The following is a 16,593-nucleotide window of genomic DNA, read 5'->3' as shown; positions in this document are numbered from 1 at the left end:
CCGTGGCCAATTGTTGTTGATGATTTCACGGACACTTTTTCATGAGGAAACGCGCTGGTGAGTTTTTCGAACATCGTATTGCCCGCACGGATGGAACAGGCGCTGGCAACATGGGATTTTTTGCAATCGCAGCAGGTCTATTTTGCGCCGGTTCGCCACCATAGCCCAGCTTGTGCCTACGGCCTGCTGTCATTGATTGATGGTATCCAGCCCGATCATATTCTGATTGAGGCACCGGTCAGTTTTAATCACCTGTTACCCGATTTGCTTCACCCTGACGCGAAGCCCCCTATCGCGGTGATGGGGCAGGCTGATTTTCAAGCCCGCGAGCCGCAAGAGGGCGAAACGCCGCAAGCGACCACGCGCAGCGCTTTTTTCCCTTTTTGTGACTATTCGCCCGAATGGGTTGCGCTGCACGCGGGGCATCGTCACAACGCGACGCTGCGCTTTATTGATTTGCCGTGGGTTGAGCAAATCGCGATTGAGGAACGTCAGAATGACGTCAGCCAGAGCCTGCAAGCGGAGCGTTATCTCGCCCACAGCCAGTTCATTTCGGCACTCGCAAAAAAATGCTATTGCCGCGATCACGATGACTTGTGGGAGCATTTATTTGAATTACGTTCGATTGAGGCGCTGACCGACTGGCAACAGCTTTTCCGCGATACGTTAGTCTGGTGTGCGTTGGCACGACTGGACTATGAGCCTCAGGTTTTGGAAGCGGAGGGATCTGCACAGCGTGAGGCGCATATGCTCGCCGCTATCATGCAGGTTCGTGCTGAACATCCTACAGGGAAAATTCTGGTCGTGACTGGGGGTTTTCATTCGCTGGCGCTGCTCGAAGGGCTGTCTCACGACGCTCAATCGTTCAATGCCTTCACGGATGCTGCGAAGAAGCTGTACCAAAAACAGCTGAAGCAGGCGGAAAACGACAGTGCGTGGCTAATCCGCTACAGCTTTGACCGATTAGATGCGCTCAATGGGTATGCCTCCGGCATGCCTGCGCCCGCGTACTATCAGCGAAGCTGGCACATGCTCATGGCGCAGCGGGACGATCGGCTGGCGGAAACGGGGCGAGCGCTCACGACTCAGGAACACCGCAATAACATGGGGATGCGTTTTTTGTCTGAGGTTGCCAGCTTGCTCCGCGCTAAATCTTTTGACGATCCCCCCAGCTATATCACGGTAAAAAATGCGGTAGAGCAGAGTGTTCGCTTAGCGGCATTGCGCGGGCATGAAGGCCCTGGTCGTTATGACCTGCTGGATGGGCTACAAAGTAGTTTTATCAAAGGCAGCATTGATGATGCGCAAAGCGATCTGTGGCTTGAGATCAAAAAGGCGTTTTCCGGTCATGCGTTAGGGCAAATCCCAGCAGGCAGTGCAACACCTCCGCTGGTTGATGAAACCTATCGATTAGCGAAATATCATCGCTTTAAACTTGATGACACGCTCGTCAAACTGAGCCGTTTGGATATCTATCGCAACCCGCAGCATCGTGCCCGCAGCCGCTTTCTTCATCTGTTGAGCTTCCTTGAAGTGGGTTTTGCAACGCGCAGTAATGGCCCTGATTTTTTGAGCGGCCACAATCTCGACCTGCTATTTGAAGAGTGGCACTATGCGTGGACACCGTCGATCGAAGGGCGATTGATTACGCTCTCGGAGAAGGGAAGCCAGCTCGAAGCGATTGCCATCGATAAATTACTCTATTTGGAAAAGCAGCTAGAGGAACAGGGGCAGAATCGGTCGAGCAAGAATGCAGTGCGTGTGCTGATTCAGGCGGCGCTGTTGGGATTACCGTCGCGTGTCGCTGGGCTATTCCGTTTATTGCATGACGATATACACAATGATTTTCGGTTAAGTTCGCTCGTGGAATGCGGGCATAGCCTGATTCATCTCTGGCGCGGGCGTGATTTTCTTGGCTTACGCAATCAGCCTGAGTTAACTCAGTTGCTGTTTAAGCTGGTTCCACAGACGTTGTTTTGCTTACCGACCATCACCGCGGGCGATGAGTCACAGCAGGAAGAGCATTTTACCGCATTGCTTGCCTTGCGTGAGCTGATTGAATTTATGCCTACGCTCGATCCCTCCAGTACCGCCAGCCGCGATTTTTACCACCAATTGCAGCAGATCGCCCCAGCGTTACAGGACGTGCCTTTGTTAAAAGGGGCGGTTGATGCGCTGCGCTATCTCGGTGATGACATTGATGAGCAAACGCTTGATGACCATCTATCGAACGTCTTTAGTCAGGGTAGCGATCCTGAGCAGGCGGTTCGCTATTTTGTGGGGTTAATGCGCGCTGCCCCTGAGCTCATTATCAAAACGCCGCGTTTGGTCGATAAGTTAAACGCGCTGATGTCGCAGTGGGATGATGATCGTTTTCTGCATGTGTTGCCCGACCTGCGCTTTGCCTTCAGCCAACTCACACCGAAACAGAATGCGACGTTAGCGAACTATATCGCTGAACAATGTGGTTTCTCTGAGCCGGAAATGCATCTTTGGCAAACGGATTTCACGGAGCAGGAGATGCTCCAGACGATGCAGTTAAACCAAAAGCTGAAACAGCAGCTGGCGGAAAACGATTTACTGTCATGGTATGAAAAAGAGAAGGGTGCAGCCCGATGAGTGCACAAGATCCGCAGTCTGATGATAAAGAAAAAAACGGCAAACGCTGGCGATTGATTCTGGGCCACTATGCCGACGAGGCATTAGGTAAAGCGGCCTTTGACGCACACGACCTGAAAGTTGAGCGTACTCTGGATTATCTCTATCGCCGTGAATATCAGCGTCGTGGGCTTAAGCAGGAAGGAGGACGGCACGGCTCTTTGGATCAGTCTCAACTGACGGCGGTTAACTGGCTCAATCAGGCGCGTAAATTGTTCCCCAGCAGCACGTTTGAACGAATGCAGTCGCAAGCGATTGAACGCTATGAAATCTCGCATTTATTCAACGACCCGCAGGCTCTGCAAGCGATGGAACCCACGCCCGCGCTCGCTAAGGCGTTATTGAGTTTACGTGGACGGATGAATGAAGAAACGCGTGAAGCGGTGCGCGACATTATTCGCAAGGTGGTCGATGAGATATTACGCACGCTGAGGCCGACGTTTACGAATGCGCTCACCGGTCGCCGTAATCGATTCCGACGTTCACCGATTCCCAGCAGTCAAAATTTCGACTGGCGTGCCACGATTGCAGCCAATCTTAAGCATTTTGATCGTGAGAAGAATCGGCTGGTCATTGAAACACCGCATTTTAATTCACGCATGCAGCGGCATATGCCGTGGGATGTCATTTTGTGCGTCGACCAAAGCGCTTCGATGTCCAGTTCGGTGATGTACGCGGCGGTCTGCGCCAGCATTCTGGCGGCATTGCCTGCGGTACGGGTTTCACTGATTGTATTTGATACACAGGTGGTTGATTTGTCGCATCTTGCCCACGATCCGGTTGACGTGCTGATGACGGTGCAATTGGGGGGCGGGACGAATATTGCGAAGGCCATGCAGTACTGCGAACAGCAAGTACAAAACCCGAAACGCACCATCGTGACGTTAATCAGCGATTTTGAAGAAGGGGGCGCGCTGAATCGCCTGCTCAGTTGCGTGCAGCGCATGCACAGTCAGCAGATCACGCTGTTAGGACTTGCGGCGCTTGATGATGCCGCACAGCCGGTATACGACACCGCAATCGGGCAAAAATTGGCCGACCGCGGCATGCATGTTGCGGCGCTGACGCCGGAGCACTTTGCGCAATGGCTGGCGGAGGTGATGCGATGAGCTGGCAATCCCTTTATCTGAATTATGATGACGATGCGCTGAGCGTTTTTGCGAATGTCGGCTTGCTGCGCCGGGCAAAAAAAGATCTGGCTGGCGATAAGGTAGCGTTGGTGACCGATACTGAGCAAGAAGGGCATTTTGTCAGCGATGGTCAGCAGGTGGTGCTGAATGCGCAGGGAATACAAACCGCGCGGTGCGATTGTCCAGCCTCGGGCTGCTGTAAGCACATTTTGGCGGCGGTGCTGTGGTTACAAGCCCATGCTGATTGCGGTGCGGAGCAGACCACGGCCCCATCTGAGGAAGCCACGGCACAGCCGATAGACGTGATCGCCGAGATCTTACAGCTTGATCCTGATGCGTTAATGAAGCAGGTCGGCAAAGGGCAAACGCGGCATGCCGCGCGATTTGTTCAGATATGGGCGGAAGAATCGGTGAGGACGGAATCGCTATCCAACCAGCTTAAAATTCACCTGCCAACGCTGGAAAGCCCCGTTATCTATCTGGCTGGGGCGGGATTTGCTGGCATGTTGTCGGATTTCTTGCGGGAGAAGCAGCCAGCCTTGCATCTTGCTGCTATTGCCTGCCTCTTTGCCGCCAATCAGCGCGTCTGGCCGTGGCCAGCGGATTGTCTGGCTCAGGAAACGCAGGTGCGGGCGCTCCATGCCGATGAACGTACGCTGATTGCTACGCTTAATGCGTTTATCCAGGACATCATGAATCAGGGGCTGTCGCATATCAGTAAAAGCAGTGCGCGACAGCTTCACTTGCTGAATATGTCCGCGCGTGCGGAAGGACTCCCCCGGCTGGCGGGCTACCTGCGCAATGTGAGCGGACAGGTCAGTCTATTAGCGGACAGGCATTACAGTCTGGAAGAGCGTGATGTGCTGCTGTTCATTGCCCGTCTGTCGGCGTATCTATACCAGCTTGAGCAGGCGACGCCTGAGCGCTTGCTGCATCTGCGCGGGCAGGTACGGCGGCAGTATCAACAACAGCTGGAAACCTTATCACTTGTGCCATTGGGCGCGCAGTGGTGGGTCACCGAAGGCGGTGCGCGTGGTGCCACCTTTTCATTTTGGGACAGTGAAAACCAGCAATTAGTGCACTGTACGCAAGCGCGGGCTGATTACCATGATGTGACGTTTAGTCAGCAGGGCGTATGGCAGGGGCAGGCCATGTGGAAACAGCTGGGCGAACACATCATGCGCGCTCCCTTTACGCTGCACCACCCGCGTTTTTCTGACGATGGGAAATTGGCCGCAGGCGGTGACAGTTACGCGAATCTTGAGGGCTCGCCGTGGCCTGCCGTCGCCTATGCGCAGTGTAAATCGACGTGCGGCATTGCCGACTGGTCGCAGCTGTTTCACTATTTTGAGCAAGAGAATCAGGATTACCCACAGCCTCTGCTGCTGCATGTAAACCGCTATGAATCTGTCGTCTGGAATGAGGTGGAGCAGCGTGTGGTCTGGCCGGTCTTTGATGACGCGGATAATGCGCTGTATCTGAGCCTAAACTGGGAAAAAACGCAGCATCAGCGCATAGACAGGCTCAAACAGGCCACTCAGCAAAAGTGGGCGATTGTAGCAGTGCTGGTTCAGCCCCGTCGCCGTGGGAATGACATTGATCTCCAGCCCTATTCTCTTCTGGTGAGTGATGGCAGCGCGGTGACCGCGTTTTGTTTAGATTTTCAGACCATCAAGACCAAGAAAACCGTGCCCAGTTTTATTAGCTATATTCAAACGCTATTTGCGGAGAGAAAGCGGCACAAAACGGTGCAGCGTCCCTTGCCCACGCTGGCACAGCGGGTTTGTCACCCGATTCTTGATGTGCTGGACGCGCAGGCCTGCACCGGACGTCGGCATTTAACCTCAACGCAAAGAGAGCAGTTACAACACAGCATGAAAACGGCCAATGAGCTGGGCTTAACGCTCGTTGAAAACGCATTGTCGCACTATTTAGCGCAACCCCAGCCGGAAGTGGAGAGCCTGCTGCAGATCGTCTTTCTTTGCGACAGGCTTCAGCGTTTTCAAAACGGGTTGCCGATCGTGTTACGCCAATCGTCATCTGCGTAGCGCCCTTTCCTGACAGAGAACAGGATAGAGGCGGAGTAAGAAGGGCACGAAAAAGGCAGCGTAAGGGAGTAGTAAAGCGTAGAATATGAGCACCAAAAATGATGCTCATGAATGTTCCCTTACCTGTCTTCAGGCTTTTGGCTGACATCCTCATAAAAGCACGCTGAAACACCCTTGGCCGCTCGCCGATTACACGGTGATGTCATACTTTCCCTGTACCATTGCTTCATCGCGTTAGCCTCTGCCACGACAGGGGGCGCATTCTTTTATTTTAACTTTTGATATCAATACCATGACCCGTTCTTCCCGTTCGACCGCCTGGTTACGCGTTGTCAGCCTTTCTCTGGCGGCATTCATTTTTAACACCGCTGAATTTGCCCCTGTCGCGCTGTTGTCAGACATCGCTGCCAGCTTTTCCATGAGCGCCGCGCAGGTCGGGCTGATCATCACGATTTACGCTTGGGTGGTTGGGCTGATGTCGCTGCCCTGCATGCTGATGTCCAGCGATATGGAACGACGCAGCCTGCTGATCAAAATCTTTATCCTGTTCGCCGTCAGCAATGTGTTGTCCGGTCTGGCCTGGAACTATTGGGTGCTGGTCATCGCCCGTATCGGCGTAGCGCTGGCTCACGCGGTATTCTGGTCAATTACGGCATCGTTGGTGGTGCGTCTGGCACCAGCGGACAAAAAAGCGCAGGCATTAAGCTTGCTGGCGACCGGCACGGCGCTGGCGCTGGTGCTAGGGTTACCGCTGGGGCGTGTGGTCGGGCAGTATCTGGGCTGGCGCGTGACGTTTGTCCTTATCGGCCTTGTTGCTGCGGCGATTATGCTGGGTCTGATGAAGCTCTTGCCTGTGTTGCCGAGCAGCAATTCCGGCTCGCTGAAAAGCTTGCCTCTCCTGCTTAAACGCCCGGCGCTACTGTGCGTGTATGGCCTGACGGTCATGATCGTAACGGCGCATTTTACCGCCTACAGTTACATCGAGCCGTTTATCCAGAAAGTGGCGCTGTTGAGTGAAAATTTCACCACCATCTTGCTACTGGTTTTTGGCGGTGCTGGCATCATTGGCAGCATGCTTTTCAGCCGCTACAGCAGCAAATATCCGGCGGGCTTCCTGATTGTCTCGTTCGCGTTTCTGGCGGTGTGTTTACTGCTCTTGCTGCCTTTGTCATTCAGCGGCTGGAGCCTGTCGACGCTGTGTATCGTCTGGGGTATCGCCATTATGGCGCTGAGCCTGGGCATGCAGGTCAAGGTGTTGACGCTGGCGTCGGATGCCACCGACGTAGCAATGGCGCTCTATTCGGGAATTTATAACATTGGGATCGGCGGCGGTGCGCTGCTGGGCAATCAGGTGATTGTCCATTTGGGTTTGCCTGACATCGGCTTTATTGGCGCGGCGATGGCGATACTGGCGACAGTGTGCTGTATTTTTACGTTTGTCCGCTATTCCCGTGTGTTAAAAACGTCATTAACGAACTGAATACAAGCGACGACCTGAGCTGGTTATTGTATGTAAGGGCATCGTCTTACGTGAGGGCATGATGAATCCACACTATGCACGTCTGGTGACGCTGGCCGCCGTGAGCGCAACGGCCGTGGCGCTGGTGCTGTTCATAATGAAAGTGTTTGCCTGGTGGCACACTGGCTCGGTGAGCCTGCTGGCGTCGCTGGTTGATTCGCTGGTGGATATCGCCGCGTCGCTGGTGAACCTGCTGGTGGTGCGCTATTCGCTGCAACCAGCGGATACTGAGCATGCGTTCGGCCACGGTAAGGCGGAATCGCTGGCTGCGCTGGCGCAGAGTATGTTTATCTCCGGCTCGGCGCTGTTCCTGATCCTGACGGGGCTGCAACATTCTCTGGAGCCACAGACGCTGCACGCGCCGGAAGTGGGCATGTGGGTGACGTTCATTGCGCTGGCGGCTACGCTACTGCTGGTATCGTTCCAGCGCTGGGTCGTGAAGCGTACGCACAGTCAGGCGGTGCGTGCGGACATGCTGCATTATCAGTCCGATCTGTTGATGAACGGCGCGATTCTGGTAGCGCTGGCGCTCAGTTGGAAAGGCATTACGCGCGCCGACTCCCTGTTTGCATTGGGGATTGGCGGCTATATTTTATATAGCGCGTTACGCATGGGGTATGACGCCGTGCAATCGCTGTTGGATCGCGCCCTGCCGGAGGACGAGCATCGCGCTATTGCTGAGGTGATTGTGAACTGGCCGGGCATTCGCGGCGCACATGCGTTGCGTACCCGACGTTCCGGCCCAACGCGCTTTATTCAACTGCATCTGGAAATGGATGACGCCCTGCCGCTGGTTCAGGCACATCAAATCGCCGACGATCTGGAGCAGGCATTACGTGAACAGTTTCCGGGTGCCGATATTATTATCCATCAGGATCCGGTTTCTGCCGTGCCGGAAAATCAGCGTGGCAGATTGACGGCGTAGTCGGCTAGGTTTCAGCATTTTATGTTAAAAACGTGATACGCCATGAAAATTTATGCACAATTTAGCCTGACCTGAATCAATTCAGCTTCGGGTGTTTGTTATAATATGCTAATAAAAGAATAAGGCGTTGCTGCCGTGTTTCACAGCGGCGGTGAATTTACGATAGAAGAATCCTGCAAAATTACATCTACAAGTCCAGAGGTTGTCATGATTAGAAGAATCGGAGTGTTGACGAGCGGTGGCGATGCACCAGGTATGAATGCCGCAATTCGAGGTGTGGTTCGCGCTGCGCTATCGGAAGGGTTAGAAGTTTACGGCATTTATGATGGCTATCAGGGCTTGTACGAAGATCGTATGACGCAGTTGGATCGCTACAGCGTATCGGATGTGATTAACCGTGGCGGCACGTTTCTGGGCTCTGCGCGTTTCCCGCAGTTCCGTGACGAAGCGGTGCGTCAGGTCTGCGTAGAAAACATGAAGAAACGCGGTCTGGATGCGCTGGTTGTTATCGGCGGTGACGGTTCCTATATGGGTGCCAAGCGTCTGACTGAAATGGGTTTCCCTTGTATCGGCTTGCCTGGCACGATCGATAACGACGTCGCGGGTACGGACTACACTATCGGTTACTTTACTGCGTTGGAAACCGTGCTGGAAGCGATTGACCGCCTGCGCGATACCTCTTCTTCCCACCAGCGTATTTCCATTGTTGAAGTGATGGGACGCCACTGCGGCGACCTGACGCTGGCGGCGGCGATTGCCGGCGGCTGTGAGTTCATCGTTCTGCCGGAAGTGCCATTCAGCCCAGAAGATCTGGTCTGTGAAATCAAAGCGGGCATTGAGAAAGGCAAGAAACACGCGATTGTGGCGATCACCGAACTGGTGTGCGATGTCGATGAACTCGCGAAATACATTGAGAAAGAAACGGGACGCGAAACCCGTGCGACCGTACTCGGCCATATTCAGCGCGGCGGCTCGCCGGTTGCCTACGACCGCATTCTGGCCTCGCGCATGGGCGCCTACTCTATTGAGCTGCTACAGCAGGGCTACGGCGGCCGCTGTGTCGGTATCCAGAATGAGAAAATGGTGCACCACGACATCGTTGATGCGATTGAGAACATGAAGCGTCCTTTCAAAGGCGACTGGCTGGATACAGCGAAAAAACTGTTCTAAGAAATCTGATCCTCCGTCTCTTAGTCCATTTTATGCGGACGCCGAGACGGTTTCGTGCGCGGTAATGTCGTTATTTTCATGCTACCTCGTAGCACGCGCCCGACACGGGGCGGCTTAAGCGCCGCTCGCCCCGTGACCCCTTGGCTTTTGGCGCGAATTATGCCGCTACGCGGTGCCTTCGTCGGTATCTGGCTTAACGGACCGCTTGCGACACGTTCCCTACGTGGCGCAAGCTTGAGCCGCGTCCCTGCGGCTCATCCTAAGCCCGCTATCTCCTCAGCATAATTTTTTACGCCGGATAACGGCAAAACCCGCGATGCCTCTGGATTGACGTATAAGAGACCGTGCTGCATATATAACCGGTAAGAATATAAAAAGCGGTTTTATTATTTTTTCTGCGTGACCAGACCTGCTAGCCTGCCCATTCCTTCCGTCTTGATAACACGCTGACTGCCGCTATGAATATCGATCTTCGCCAACTGCGCCACTTTATTGCCCTGATTGAGCATCGTAATTTTACGTCGGCGGCACAGGCGATGAAGCTTTCCCAATCTGCCTTCAGCCGCAGCATCCAGTCGCTGGAGCAGACCATCGGCACCCGTCTAATTGATCGCATGAACCAACTGGAGCCGACGCCGAAAGGGTTGGTGGTGCTAGAACACGCGCGTCGCCTGATTAACCAGACGCACGATCTGTTCAATGATATCCAGCAGTTCAATGAAAAAGAGGCAGGCGAAGTGAATTTTGGCTGCGGCCCCGCCCCCGCCGCCTGGCTTATGCCGCAGGTAATCGGGGCTTTCTCCCGACATTATCCAAAGGTGCGGATGGTCTTTCGCGTTGATAATTGGCAGGCGCTAGGCCATCGGCTGATGGCCGAAGAGCTGGATTTCATCGTGGCGGATATGCGCAACTTTGAATTCGATACCCGCTATCGGGTTCAGCCGCTGAGCCAGCACCGCTGGGGATTTTGCTGCCGTAGCGAGCATCCGTTGGCGGCGCAGGAAGAAATTACCGTTGAGCAATTCTTTTCCTATCCGCTGGCGGCAACGATCCGCCCCCCCAACCTGCACCGTGCGCTGGTACAACTGAGCGGTAAACTGGATATTCGCACCAGCATTGAGTGTGAAAATGGTTACAGTCTGCTGGACGTGGTACGCCATTCGGATGCCATCGGGACGACGAATCATTTCAACGAGCCCGATCGGCACGGCATTCACATGTTGAAGATTGCCGGTCTGGACGACAATACCGACGAGTTTTATACCCATTACGGCATTATTTATCTGGCGGACGCTCGCCTATCTCTGCTGGCGCGCAAGCTGATTGAAACTTTTGTGCAGGTCGACAGCGACCTGCACGGTACACCTGTGGCGCTTACAGCGGAGTGATGCTGAACTCGCTGATTTCCTGACGCGAAAAGACCGTCCGAAAGCCGAAATAACCCGGAACGGGCGCGCTCGGATAGCTGGCATGAAAATAGAGCACATCGTCGACCCAAAAACGGGTTTCCCGCCGATCCACTTCAATCACAATTCTATAGCGATGATTCGGCCGCAGCAGATGTGTGGCATCGGTGTACTCACCAAGCAGCAAGCGCTCGCCGTGGCCGTCGTAATAGCGAAAACGCGTAGTGCTGTTCCAGTTGCCGCCCATGCCGACATAGTACAGATTCAGGCTGTCATATTCGTTGAGCTTGCCATACCGGGTAAAAAGGTTCGAATGATGCAGGTCACGCGCGGCCCAGAATTGGTTGAGGTCAGACACGCGATCGTAGGGACGATCGGCAACCAGAACCTCGCGTGTGAAGGCGATGCGATAGGTGCCTGAGAGCGGCGCATCCAGCCAGATCGTCAGCCCGGCTGCGCTTTCCAGCGTCAGGCGCTCAGACGTGGTCTGGATCGCCGTGCGGTCAGGATCTTCCTGTTCCACCTGCCAGCGTAGCGGCTGGCCCGTTGAATCCGTGGACCAGATAAACGTTGAACGGTGTGGCGAATCGATAATCTCACGCGTGCTGTCTGCCTGCGGCGACAGGAGGAGCGTGTTTTCAGTACAGCTTGGGTCAGTCATGGTGATGTCCTGTAGCGTGCCGCCGGGTGGCGGCATTAAGAAGAGGGAATGTCATCCAGCAAGGCCAGCAGGGCGATGGCCGTTAATCCCCACTGGGCGACGGCATTGGTCGCCAGATTGGCGGCTGCGGTGCTGCCGGAATGTTTATCGATGGTGGAATCAATCAGCGCCTCGTTGATTGGGTAAAGCACAGTAGGGTGCATTAAGCGCCGCTGTTCGAGAGTCGGATGGGCGATACCACCGCTGCCCGCGGTAAATTCTGCCCAGGCGCGCTGCGCCAGCGTGCGATCGTTTAACCGTCGAGCGGCAAAGGCGGTCAGTCGGGCATGCCCCTGAGCCAGATTGAGCTTTTTCACCGTCTTACCCACGACTGCGCTTAACGCGACGGGGTCGTTATACAACCGACAGTAGTCGAGCCATGCGCGAGTAAAGGCGCGATCGGGCAGCGCTTCAACCAGCTCACTACAGATTTCTGTCAGACCAAAAACCGCACTCAAATGTGAAATGTCCACCTGATCCGGTGGAGCCAGCTCGATACGGCCCGTATCGGGGTCGATAGCCGATCCGCCGGTGAAAAAGCCGTGCGGCTGGGCGGCAATGGTTTGCATACTGGTCAGCAGGCGTTCACGCATTGCCGGATTGCCGTGCCGCTCCCAGGCGGTTAGCCAAGCGGCGGCTACCGCGCCCCAGTCCGTCCCGAAACTCAGGCTGACGTGATGCGGATCGGCGGGCGATGTCTGCCCAATCTTGCGGCCGGGCAGCACGGTGCCGAGCGTACGCAGTGCCTCGATCTGTTCGTCCATCAGGTCACCGATACGTTCATCAGCGGTGAGATAGTAGAGAAAGCGGCGGTTGGCAACGGTAGAAATACGCAATTGCTTGGCGCTGTCGCCCCAGTGACGGACATTATGCCGCGACCCCAGCGGACTAAATGGCCCCAAATGGTGTACGTCAACTTCGCCCGTGTGGCGCGTCATGGCTTCTGCCATACGAAACGCCTCGGCGCGTCCGCTGTGCAGGAAGTAATACCAGAGCCACAGATCGGTGCTGAGTTCCGAGTTGTCCCACGCATAGCCGCCCACATCGTAGCGCCAGACGTGGCGGTCGCTGTCATAGGTATGCATGACGTCGCCGAAATCCCAGAAGCCGTACCATTTCCGCTGTTCGACTTCCTGCTGGTAGATATCGAAATACGCATCCAGCTGTTTCTCCAGCCTGATGCGGCCGGGCGCTGTGGCAGAGGAAGAAGCCGGAGCCCAGAGTGGACCAAACGCCTGCGCGCGGTGCAGATCCTGTGCATCCGCGACCAGCAGCGGCGGTTGCTGCATGCGCCGCGCCCGATTCACCAGATTTTCCGCGTCAGGCGTCGCGGGCAGCACATCGATAAACAGTTCGCTGGTGCGTGCCACGCCGACCGCCGAACCGAAACCCGGTTCGTAATCTTCATAGGTGATCGCCAGCCCTTCACGCTGTTTTTCATGGGTATCCTGACCCAACCCGTCATGATAAAAGCGCATATCCATCGGTTCTGCCCACGGCGACCATAGCCAGAGCGTGACGGTCGCCACGTCGGTGTGGGCATTGTCGATTTCCAGACTGGCGGGATAGCTCTGCCAGAAATTTCGCAGGCCGAATGCCACGCCGCCGGTTGGCGTGCCCAGATAGCCGACGCCTGCCGCCCGGTCACCCGTGGCAGAAAGGAGCCAGCCCTGTCCGGCCGCGGTGCGTTTGTGTATCTGGAAGCCGTCGGGATGGTGCTGCGTCAGGCGGTAGCTGCCGAACGCGGGAATGTAATCCAGCCGTTTCCCGACCTCCGGTGAAAAATCTGCGATTGGTGGCGTGGCTTGCCCGGCCAACTGTGCCGCGATAACCGCCGCGCCGGGATCGCGACGTAGCCCGCTCAGGCCGCGTACCGCTTCACGAAAGAGCCCCCCCAGATCCGAAACGAAGCGTACGTGGCGATCGTGCAGTTCCCCCTGTAGCGGAACGTCGAACGCCAGCCCCAGTCCTTTCAGGCTGAGAAGGTCATCGTCGTTGTCATAAATCAGGGTGTGTATGACGCGTAGCGAGTCGGTGTTCGCATAGCTATACAGCCGGATAATAAAGGGGAGGCGCGCCCCCCCCTGTTGTTGCGCGTGGTGCGTACCGCGTAGCGCAATCACCGTCCGCTGTGGCCCGCTTTGTTCCACCGTGACGGTGTCGAGCACGCCCTGATAGGCATCCTGCGTCAGCGTGCTATCCGCCTCCGCACCGCGCTGCATGCGCAACACCAGCCGGCCGTTGGTTAATGCCAGCCGATTATCCCGCCAGATTTCTTCGATCAGGCGAGAGCCTGAGCGTGGAATCACGCAGCGAATGCGGCCGGTATCCACCGTCCAGCCGTGGTCATGCTCGCTGACCATCTCGGAAGCCAATGGTTTCTCTGCTTTGGCTGTCGGCCGCAGCGTTAGCCCGTCTTCCGGCGGGATGTCGCCGCTCAGCGCATGTGCCGACCATTTAATCGATCCGTCCGGCCAGCGAGCCAGTGGCCAGCTTTGCAGGTCATAAGCTCGCTGCTGCGCATCATGCAGTTGGAAACCACTGCCGTTGCGTACCGTCCCCTGCGGCCAGGGGACGCCCCAGGTCACGCCAGTGAAAGCGAGAGGCCGCTGCCCATCTAGCCAGCGCAGGCCGACCTGCGGTGCCGATTCGCCAGCGTAGGCCGAGGCTGGGCTAAGCGGCGTGGCGGCGTGCGCAGATGTCCAGAACGGTGCCGACAGCGCCAGCAGCGTGCTGTCGCGCAGGAAGCGTCGGCGTGAGTAAGTCATCTTGTCCATGACGCTAGCCTTTGAAATCGTAGCCGACTGATATGCCGACCATGCGCGGTTCGCCAATCACGCCCGTTGTGGCGCTGGAGCCTCTGACCGAGCGGTAGTAGTTTTTATCCAGCGCGTTTTTCACCCACAGCGACACGTTCCAGCGGTTGTCGCCTTGCTTGCCGCTCAGCCCGCTAGACAGGTTCAGGACGCCGTACGAGGGAATACGGTTAGATTCAGAATCGTCGAGCGTGCCGTAGGCCCAGCTCCGCCATGACCATTGACCAGAAACCGAGGCTTGCAGGTTATTTGGCGTATCCCATTGATAACGCACGCGCGTGTTGTAGCTCAGCGTGGGGGATTTAAAGACGCGCTTTCCAGACATATCGCACGAGACGGCCGAGATTTCTGCCGGGCAGCGGGCGTTAGGGAAATTCAGGTAGCGGGCATCCAGAACGGTACCGGCCAGACTGATGCTCAGGCCGTCAACGGGGCGCAGCGTTAATTGCGTTTCGCCGCCGCGCGAGCGGAATTTCCCGGCGTTAATCAGATAGCTGGTATCCGTTTCTTCGTCATAGGCGTTGTTCTGGAAATCTTCGACGACGCTCCAGAACAGCGCGGTATTCCATTCCACTTTGCGCTGTAGCCAATGGGTTTTGACGCCTAGCTCTGCCGAACGGGTTTTTTCTGGATCGACGTACAGCGAATCAATCCCCAGCTGTCTTGCGGCACCGGAGGACACGTTCAGGCCGCCGGATTTTTCCCCGTAGCCCAGCGTGACGTAAGGCGTGACATTTGGTGCTGCGAACCAGTTCAGGCTGACGGAGCCAGAGGGCAGGTGGTTGGTTTGCGAGAGTGGGCCAGAGTCAAAGGTGGCGCGATTTTTACGCTGGAACGTTCCCTCTTTTTTCTCATAGGTCTGACGCAGACCGACAATGACATCCAGTTTATCGGCGGCATGCCAGGTTCCGCGGCCATAGACGGAATAGACGGTGTCATCCAGCGTGCCAAAGCGCTGCACGTTAATACCCTGATAACCATTTCCGACCCACGTCCGCACGCGGTTGTCGTTGTAGTAGCGGCTATTTGCCTCGGTATCGAGGTTTTCTCCCCAGTAATCGACGCCCAGTGAATAATCGAAGGCATTGCCTTTGGGCGAATCGAGCCAAAAACTTTGCGACCAGACGCGATCGCGTACATCAGCGCCGCTGTCGCGATAGAGCGGAATATTCCAGTTATCCGCCGTGCTGGGCAGCACGCGGAAATAACGCAGTGACGACAGGGAGTTGAGGCTATAGCCGCTCTTCAGCTTCCAGTTGGCCTCTACCGAACCACCGCCTTGCGCAACGCGAATCACATTTTCGTCGTCCATCGCGACTTGACGACCGCCGACGACCTTGAGGCCAGTTTGTTGTGCGCGGGTACGGAAGTCGTCAGTTGCACTCACTAATACCGAGACCGGACGCTGGGTGGAGTCGCTGTAGTCGCCGGTAATTCTGAGGCTAAAGCTGTCATTGGGCTGATAAAGCAGCTGGCCGCGCACGCCGTTATTGATACTGCCTCCCAGCTTATGGCCGTTTTCGATATTCGTGACGTTTCCGCCGCGCTCCGTGCGCGACAGGTTGATGCGTCCCGCCCAGTGGTCGCTGAGTGGCCCAGACGCCATCAGTTTGGATTGCAGATAGCCACGTTGCCCGAACGATTGCTCCAGTGAATATTCAGGCGTGAAGGTCGGCTTGCGGGTGCGGATATCAATTGCGCCGCCGGTGGTATTAAAGCCGTAGGCCGCGCCCTGCGGGCCTTTCAACACGCGGGTGCTGTCGATATCCAGCAAATCATTAGAGATGACGCCAGGGCGTGACAAGTAAACGCCATCGACAAACAGGCCCACGCTGCCCGGCATACCGATGTTGGTGCCGCTCTCGCCGCCGTCGCCAATCCCGCGAATGGTCACCGTGGTATCCATCACATCAACGGTATCGACATCCAGCCCTGTCACCAGCTGCGACAGTTCTTCAAAGCGGTAGATCCGCTCTTCTTCGAGCGTTTTGCCATCGATCACCGAGGCCAGCGTGGTCGGCGGCTGGACGGGCACACGCTGAGCGTTCACTTTCACGCGTTTTAACTGGACGGGGGCGGTGCTTGCCGTCTCGGTGCCGGGTATTATCTGTTGTGATGAGTTATCCGTTGTGACTTGTGGGTCGGCTGCCCGCGCTATCGCGGGAAGCGTTAAGACGCAGCTCATTAAAATGCCTGACGTTATGTTGCGCTGGTGTTTTTT

Annotated in this window: 10 protein-coding genes; 7 read left to right on the top strand and 3 right to left on the bottom strand. The window is 56.0% G+C overall.

Features of this window, described 5'->3' with window-relative positions:
* Positions 1-57 precede the first annotated feature (57 nt).
* From EO763_RS00700 to EO763_RS00670, 7 genes are all read left to right on the top strand, one after another.
* Complete coding sequence (locus EO763_RS00700; protein WP_161527775.1) at positions 58-2,619, top strand: DUF5682 family protein; 2,562 nt, start codon at positions 58-60, stop codon at positions 2,617-2,619.
* Positions 2,616-3,767: a VWA domain-containing protein gene (locus EO763_RS00695; RefSeq protein ID WP_039491892.1), complete on the top strand. Its 1,152-nt coding sequence runs from the start codon at positions 2,616-2,618 to the stop codon at positions 3,765-3,767. Before EO763_RS00700 ends, EO763_RS00695 begins: the two co-directional genes overlap by 4 nt.
* Complete coding sequence (locus EO763_RS00690) at positions 3,764-5,836, top strand: SWIM zinc finger family protein (RefSeq protein WP_161527774.1); 2,073 nt, start codon at positions 3,764-3,766, stop codon at positions 5,834-5,836. The genes EO763_RS00695 and EO763_RS00690 overlap by 4 nt, the downstream gene beginning before the upstream one ends.
* Before the next feature lie 292 nt (positions 5,837-6,128).
* Positions 6,129-7,316: a sugar transporter gene (locus EO763_RS00685; RefSeq protein ID WP_161527773.1), complete on the top strand. Its 1,188-nt coding sequence runs from the start codon at positions 6,129-6,131 to the stop codon at positions 7,314-7,316.
* A gap of 61 nt (positions 7,317-7,377) precedes the next feature.
* Entirely contained in the window at positions 7,378-8,280 is a 903-nt protein-coding gene (gene fieF / locus EO763_RS00680; RefSeq protein ID WP_161530310.1) for a CDF family cation-efflux transporter FieF, read from the top strand.
* Positions 8,281-8,487: 207 nt separating this feature from the next.
* Positions 8,488-9,450, top strand: a complete 963-nt coding sequence (gene pfkA, locus EO763_RS00675) for a 6-phosphofructokinase (protein WP_039492012.1) — start codon at positions 8,488-8,490, stop codon at positions 9,448-9,450.
* Between the two features lie 458 nt (positions 9,451-9,908).
* Positions 9,909-10,838, top strand: coding sequence for a LysR family transcriptional regulator (locus tag EO763_RS00670; RefSeq protein ID WP_103862308.1), 930 nt, complete (start codon positions 9,909-9,911; stop codon positions 10,836-10,838).
* On the opposite strand, the gene EO763_RS00665 is transcribed toward EO763_RS00670, so the two are convergent.
* From EO763_RS00665 to EO763_RS00655, 3 genes are read right to left on the bottom strand one after another with little or no spacing between them, the layout of a single operon-like run.
* A complete protein-coding gene (locus EO763_RS00665) occupies positions 10,825-11,553 on the bottom strand; it encodes a DUF6250 domain-containing protein (protein ID WP_161527772.1) in 729 nt (242 codons plus the stop codon). The two genes, EO763_RS00670 and EO763_RS00665, sit on opposite strands and share 14 nt — an antisense overlap.
* Entirely contained in the window at positions 11,553-14,333 is a 2,781-nt protein-coding gene (locus EO763_RS00660; protein ID WP_161527771.1) for an exo-rhamnogalacturonan lyase family protein, read from the bottom strand. Before EO763_RS00660 ends, EO763_RS00665 begins: the two co-directional genes overlap by 1 nt.
* 4 nt (positions 14,334-14,337) lie before the next feature.
* Positions 14,338-16,557 (bottom strand): TonB-dependent receptor, encoded by a 2,220-nt coding sequence (locus tag EO763_RS00655; RefSeq protein ID WP_161527770.1) that lies wholly within the window; start codon positions 16,555-16,557, stop codon positions 14,338-14,340.
* Between the last annotated feature and the right edge of the window lie 36 nt (positions 16,558-16,593).

The organism is Pectobacterium odoriferum, from assembly GCF_009931295.1.
In the GTDB taxonomy this organism is placed as follows: Bacteria; Pseudomonadota; Gammaproteobacteria; order Enterobacterales; family Enterobacteriaceae; genus Pectobacterium; species Pectobacterium odoriferum.
Note: the sequence above shows the minus strand (reverse complement) of the source record. Positions and strands in the feature narration are given on the sequence as shown.